This is a genomic window from Amycolatopsis sp. WAC 04169 (genome assembly GCF_003947535.1).
Lineage (GTDB): Bacteria > Actinomycetota > Actinomycetes > Mycobacteriales > Pseudonocardiaceae > Amycolatopsis > Amycolatopsis keratiniphila.
The window spans coordinates 765408-771515 of sequence record NZ_QHJI01000004.1 but is presented as its reverse complement, the minus strand read 5'-3'; the positions used below and the strand labels follow the sequence as shown (position 1 = coordinate 771515).

Annotated in this window: 6 protein-coding genes and 1 rRNA gene; 1 reads left to right on the top strand and 6 read right to left on the bottom strand. The window is 67.4% G+C overall.

The window, feature by feature from the left end; all coding sequences use genetic code 11:
- The first annotated feature begins 6 nt into the window (after positions 1-6).
- Positions 7-123 (top strand): 5S ribosomal RNA (gene rrf, locus DMC61_RS12670).
- Positions 124-448: 325 nt separating this feature from the next.
- On the opposite strand, the gene DMC61_RS12665 is transcribed toward rrf, so the two are convergent.
- From DMC61_RS12665 to DMC61_RS12640, 6 genes are all read right to left on the bottom strand, one after another.
- A complete protein-coding gene (locus DMC61_RS12665) occupies positions 449-1195 on the bottom strand; it encodes a Sir2 family NAD-dependent protein deacetylase (RefSeq protein ID WP_125689385.1) in 747 nt (248 codons plus the stop codon).
- A 15-nt stretch (positions 1196-1210) separates the two neighbouring features.
- A complete protein-coding gene (locus DMC61_RS12660; RefSeq protein WP_125689384.1) occupies positions 1211-2401 on the bottom strand; it encodes an Ig-like domain-containing protein in 1191 nt (396 codons plus the stop codon).
- Between the two features lie 92 nt (positions 2402-2493).
- Positions 2494-3360, bottom strand: coding sequence for a patatin-like phospholipase family protein (locus DMC61_RS12655; protein WP_125689383.1), 867 nt, complete (start codon positions 3358-3360; stop codon positions 2494-2496).
- Positions 3361-3369: 9 nt separating this feature from the next.
- Positions 3370-4032, bottom strand: coding sequence for a DedA family protein (locus DMC61_RS12650; RefSeq protein WP_016336089.1), 663 nt, complete (start codon positions 4030-4032; stop codon positions 3370-3372).
- Between the two features lie 61 nt (positions 4033-4093).
- Complete coding sequence (lipA, locus tag DMC61_RS12645; RefSeq protein WP_125689382.1) at positions 4094-5095, bottom strand: lipoyl synthase; 1002 nt, start codon at positions 5093-5095, stop codon at positions 4094-4096.
- A 37-nt stretch (positions 5096-5132) separates the two neighbouring features.
- Entirely contained in the window at positions 5133-6089 is a 957-nt protein-coding gene (locus tag DMC61_RS12640; RefSeq protein WP_125689381.1) for an oxidoreductase, read from the bottom strand.
- Positions 6090-6108 lie beyond the last annotated feature (19 nt).

Below are 6108 nucleotides of genomic sequence, written 5' to 3'. Positions count from 1 at the left end.
TAGTGTTTCGGTGGTTATAGCGTCAGGGAAACGCCCGGTCCCATTCCGAACCCGGAAGCTAAGCCTGACAGCGCCGATGGTACTGCAACCGAAGGGTTGTGGGAGAGTAGGACACCGCCGGACTAACATTAAAGATAGGGCTCGGGCCCCGGTTGAGAACCACGAGTTCTCCCGGGGCCCGAGCCCTTTTTCTCATCCCCGAAACCCGCCACACCCGTGATTAAAGACGCGACACGCGTGATCAGACGGACGACACGATGCCCCGCTCGTGTCGTCCGTCCAATCACGCGTGTCGTCCACCTGATCACGCGTGTCGCCCCTCCAATCACGTGGGTCACGCCCCCAATCACGCGAGATACGCCTTCAATCACGCGAGTGACGGCCTGGAGCATGCGAGTGACGGGATTGGGCACGTGAGGGAGGGGCGCGGCCGAACGCATTTAGAGGACTAAATGCGGGACGGGGCGAGGGCGGGGAGCGAGCCGGCGTGCGGGCCGCGGACGACGGCGGTGGCCATGTGGTCGTAGGGCGTTTCGGAGCCATTGCAGATGACCACGGCGGCGCCGGCGCGGGAAGCGACGCTCACCAGTGAGGCGGCCGGCTGCACGCTCAGGGAGGACCCGGCCACCAGCAGGAGATCACTGTCGGAGACGGCGGCCCGTGCGGCCCGGAGCAGGTTCTGGTCCAGGTGCTGACCGAACGACACAGTGGCAGACTTCAGGATGCCGCCGCACACCAGACAGGGCGGATCGGTTTCGCCCGCCCGGACGCGTTCCAGCGTCGAGCGCATGTCCCGGTGATCGTCACAGGACAGGCAGACGGACTCGAACATCGTCCCGTGCAGTTCCAGCACCCGCTCGGGCGGAGAGCCCGCCTTCTGGTGCAGCCGGTCGATGTTCTGCGTGATGATCCACGTCGGCGACAGGCGCTCGAGCGCGTAGTGCGCCGCGTTCGGCACAGCGTCCCAGCCTGGATGCACCAGCCGCGCCTGCCAGGTTCGTTCCCGGACCTCTCGGCTGCCTTGGTACGCCTTGAGGTTCGACATCTTCTCCGCGGCCGGGTCGCGGGTCCACAGGCCCTGCGGGCCGCGGAAGTCGGGGATCCCCGAGTCCGTGGAGATCCCGGCGCCGGTCAGTGCGACGATCCGGCCGGCGCCGGCCACGAGCGAGCGGGCGGTGCTCAGGGTGCTGGTCACCGGCCCATCATCCCTCTATTTGAGCGCGCTGCCTGCCTGCCAGTCCGCCCACGACTTCGACCAGTCGCCATAGAGGTCCCACACCGGCAGCTGCGGGCCACCGGAGTTGGTCACCTCGACGACGTCGCCAAGCCCCATGTTCTGGTAGAACCACTGCGCGTTGGCGGCGTTGAGGTTGATACAACCGTGCGACACGTTCGAGCTGCCCTGCGCGCCGACACTGTTCGGGTTCTCGTGGACGAACTCGCCGTCGTTGGAGATGCGCAGCGACCACTTCTCGTTCGACCGGTAGTACCCCGGCTGGCCCTGGCAGACGCCGTAGGTGCACGAGTCCATCGTGTAATTCTCGTGTTTGTCCGAAATGACGTGCGCGCCCAAATGGGTGGGCGTGGCGTCCTTGCCCATGGAAATGGGCATCGATTTCGCGAGCTGACCGTTGTGGAAGATCTGCATCTGCTCGGTGTTGCCGTCGGCCTTCGCGACCCAGGAATCGTGCACTTTGTACGTTTCGGTGCGATCGGTCGCGCCGTACACGCCATTGCCGAAATCGACGCCGTAGATCATCGCCGACACCTTGAGCGTGGTCCCCGGTTGCCAATAGACCTTGGGGCGGTAATGGACGTTCTTGTCGTCGATCCAGTACCAGGAGCCCTCCTGCTTCGGCGTGGACTCCACGGACAGCTTCTTCTCCACGTCGGCCTTGTTCTTCACCGGCTGGCCGAAGGTGAACACGATCGGCTGCCCGACGCCGACACCGCCGGAAGCGACCGCCGAGGGTGCCGGGATCAGGTTCGGGTTCGCCTGCTGCTTCGGGCTCAGCGTGGAGACCCTGCTCTGTTGCTCCACAGGCTTTCCGTCGGTGCCCTGGGCATGCGCCACGATCTTGTAGGTGCTGCCGTAGCCGAGCGGTTCGGTGGTCTTCCAGCTGAGCCCGTCGCTCGCCAGTTCGCCCTTCACCTGGTTGCCCTTGTCGGCGTTGCTGACGGTGACGTCGATCAGCTTGCCGTGCTCGGCCTTGACCACCACCGGAGTCGCCGGATTGACGTTCGTCCCGCCCGCCGGATCGATGGTCACCGAAACCGGGCTCGTGTCCGACTCGGCGCTCGTGCCGGGTGAATCGGTGCCGCCCGAGGGTGAGCAGGCCGAGATCACCAATACCGCGGCGAGTATTCCGGCCGTCGAAAGTAATGTCTTCTTGGGAAACATATGGTTCTCTTTTTACGTCGCTCGATCAGCGGAAAGTTCTCTTTCAAAACTACGCGACGAAGAAGACGTGATCGATGCCGGTTGGTTGCTTCTCAGTCCACGACGAGACCGGGTGCACCATAAAGACCGGGGCCATCGACACTCAATTCACCCAAATAGGTCTTCGCGGCGTCGTAGGCCTCCGCGGTCAGTGCCGCGGTGTGGCTGAAGTCCAGCGGGCTGACCCGCACCGGCTTCGGCCCCGGCACGTAGACCACGGGTACCTCGGCCGCGGCGATCGGTGCCTCCAGGACCGCCTGGTTCCGCATGCTGATCATCGCGGTGAACATCATCACCTCGGCGAAGGTCTGCGGCGTGCCGGGCATCTTGCCGGGGAAGGCGCAGTCGAGGACGACGAGCGACTTCGCGCCCATGGCGAGCGCCTGCCGCATCGGCACGTTGGCGACCAGGCCGCCGTCGTAGAGCATGCGCTCCCCGTAGGGCACCGGCGGATAGATCCCCGGAATCGCACAACTCGCCAGCAGGGGCGCCAGAACGGGCCCGGAACGGATCAGCAGCGGCTCGGCGGTGTCGACGTCCGTCGCGACGACACCCAGCGGCAGCGCGAGATCTTCGAAGCGGACGCCTTCGCCGATGTGCTCGTCGACGATCGCGGCGAGCCCGGTGTTGGGGAAGAGGTTGGTCTTGCTGTGGCGCAGGGTCCGTACCTGGCTGAGCACGCCGCCGGGGAACGCCTCGTGCCGCGTCATCCGGGACCAGATCCGGTCGAGCCTGCCGCTCGATTCACTCCCGAGAGCGAGGACGGCGGCGTTCAGCGAACCCACCGAAGTGCCGACGACGAGGTCCGGCGCGACGCCTGCTTCCGTGAGGGCCCGCAGCATCCCGACCTGCATCGCTCCGAGACTGCCGCCGCCACCGAGGACGAAACCGATCGGCCGGGGCAGGTTCAGGGCGGTCATGCCCGGAATCTAGTCGTCCGCGCCGACCTTCGCCGGGGCGGCTTCTTCGGCCGTGACCGCGAGCGCCTTCTTCTTCTTGTAGCGCAGCAGGAAGAACACCGCGACGCCCACGAGCACGCCGACGATGACCAGGCCGCCGGTGTTGAGCGCGCCTTCGACCTTCTTGGCGGCCTCGCCGAGCGCGGCACCGATGCCGATGTGGATGGCCGACCAGCAGGCCGCGCCGGCCGCGGCGGCGGGCAGGAACTTGCGGAAGGGCAGGCCCGAGGTCCCGGACGCGGCCGGGGTCAGCGTGCGGATCACGGGGAGGAACCGCGCGAAGAACACCGCCCACGCGCCTCGCCGTTCGAGCACGCCTGTCGCCTTGTCCCAGGCGTCGAGGCCGTACTTGCGGATCAGCTTCGTCTCGCGCAGACGCGGGCCGAAGCGTTTGCCGATCGCGTAGCCGAGCGAGTCGCCGAGTGCGGCGCAGACCGTCACGACGGCCCACAGGGTCAGGAAACGCGAGACCGACGTCGCCGTCGTGGCCGCGACCAGCAGCCCCGATTCACCGGGGGCGATGAAGCCGAGCCCGATGGTGCATTCGGCGAACACGAGTCCGCCGGTCGCCGCGACCAGTCCCGGTTCCGGGAGCCCCTGCAGCCAGTTCAGAAGATCAGTTACCAACGCCACCAGGTCACTTTACTGATTCGTGACCTGGTGGGTGGCGATGTCGCGAAGAGGGTGACCGGAGTCACCTGGCCAGCAGCGAGCTGGCTTCCTGCGCGGCGGGACCTTCGGCGGCGAGGTGGGCCAGGTTCTCCGACAGCGGCTCACCGCGGTGGGCCTTCGTCTGGGCGAAAAGGCGACCGGCGCGGTACGAGGAGCGAACCAGCGGCCCGGCCATGACGCCGGCGAAGCCCATCGCCTCGGCTGCCTTCGAGTGCTCGACGAACTCTTCCGGCTTGACCCAGCGATCGACCGGGTGGTGCCTGGGTGACGGTCGCAGGTACTGGGTGATCGTGAGGATCTCGCAGCCCGCGTCGACCAGGTCCTTCATCGCGGGCACGACCTCTTCGGGGGTCTCGCCCATGCCGAGGATCAGGTTCGACTTGGTCACCAGACCGGCCTCGCGGGCCTTCGTGATGACTTCCAGCGACCGCGCGTAGCGGAAGCCGGGGCGGATGCGCTTGAAGATCCGCGGGACGGTCTCGACGTTGTGCGCGAGCACCTCGGGGCGGGAGCCGAAGACCTCGGCGAGCTGGTCCGGATCCGCGTTGAAGTCCGGGATCAGCAGCTCGACACCGGTGCCCGGGTTCAGCGCGTGGATCTGGCGGACGGTTTCGGCGTACAGCCACGCGCCGCCGTCCTCCAGGTCGTCGCGGGCGACGCCGGTGACGGTCGAGTAGCGCAGGCCCATCGCCTGGACGCTTTCGGCGACCTTGCGCGGCTCGGTGCGATCCAGCTCGGCGGGTTTGCCGGTGTCGATCTGGCAGAAGTCACAGCGCCGGGTGCACTGGTCGCCACCGATCAGGAAGGTCGCTTCACGGTCTTCCCAGCATTCGTAGATGTTGGGGCAGCCGGCTTCTTCACAGACGGTGTGGAGGCCTTCGCGGCGCACCAGGCCTTTGAGTTCGGTGAACTCCGGACCCATCCGGGCGCGCGTCTTGATCCACGACGGCTTCTTTTCGATGGGAGTCTGGGAATTCCGGACCTCGAGCCGCAACAGCTTGCGGCCATCTGGGGCAGCACTCACACCGTCACCCTACGCCCGCCGGAGCAGTGGTCGCCGCTCACGCGGGGTCGGGGGTGACGCCCGTCAACTTGGTGGTCAGATCCCACAAAGCGGCGCCGAGTGATTCGCTCCTCGCGGCGGTCAGCGGACGCACCTTGACCGGGGCGCCGCGAAGTCCGCCGAGCCCGCGCGGGCCGATGTAATCGCCGCCTTCGGCCTTCGGGGACGTCGCCGCGAACAGCTGCGGGAGCGTGCCCTGGCGGGCGTTCTGCGCGATGAAGATCTCGCCGATCCGGTTGCCCCCGGCGACGAGCGCGCGCACGACCGGGTTGCGGTATGAGCGGGCCATTCCCGAACCGAGTCCGGTCCAGGTGTAGCCGGGATGCGCCGCCACGCTGATCACGCCGTCGCCCGCGGCGCGCAGCCTGCGGTCGAGTTCGAGCGCGAACACCTGGTTGGCGAGTTTCGACTGGCCGTAGGCCGAACCGGGGTTGTACATCCGGCGTTCGAAGTTCGGGTCGGCGATGTCGATGCGGGCACCCGTCGCCGCGACACTCGACAAGGTGACGACGCGCGCTCCCGAACCGTTGCGCAGTGACGGCATCAGCAGCCAGGTCAGCACCGCGTGCCCGAGATGGTTCGTGCCGAACTGGGTTTCGAAACCGTCCTTGGTGTGGCCGCGCGGGGTCGCCATCACGCCCGCGTTGTTGACCAGGACGTCGAGCTTGCCGCCCGTCAGCTCCTGGACCTTCTTCGCGGCTTCGCGGACCGAATCGAGGTCGGCAAGATCCAGCCGGACGAGTTCGGGTGCCTCGCCGGTCGCGGCCGCGCGCACCTGCTCCAGCGCCTTGGCGCCGCGCTCCGGCGACCGGCAGCCGAGCAGCACGCGGGCCCCCTTGCCCGCGAGCACCTCGGACATCCGCAGCCCGAGCCCCGAGTTCGCGCCGGTGACGAACACGGTCCGGCCGGTCTGATCCGGGATGTCGGCCTCGGTCCAGCGCGCGTGAGCAGCCATGTCGGTCACCTAACTACAT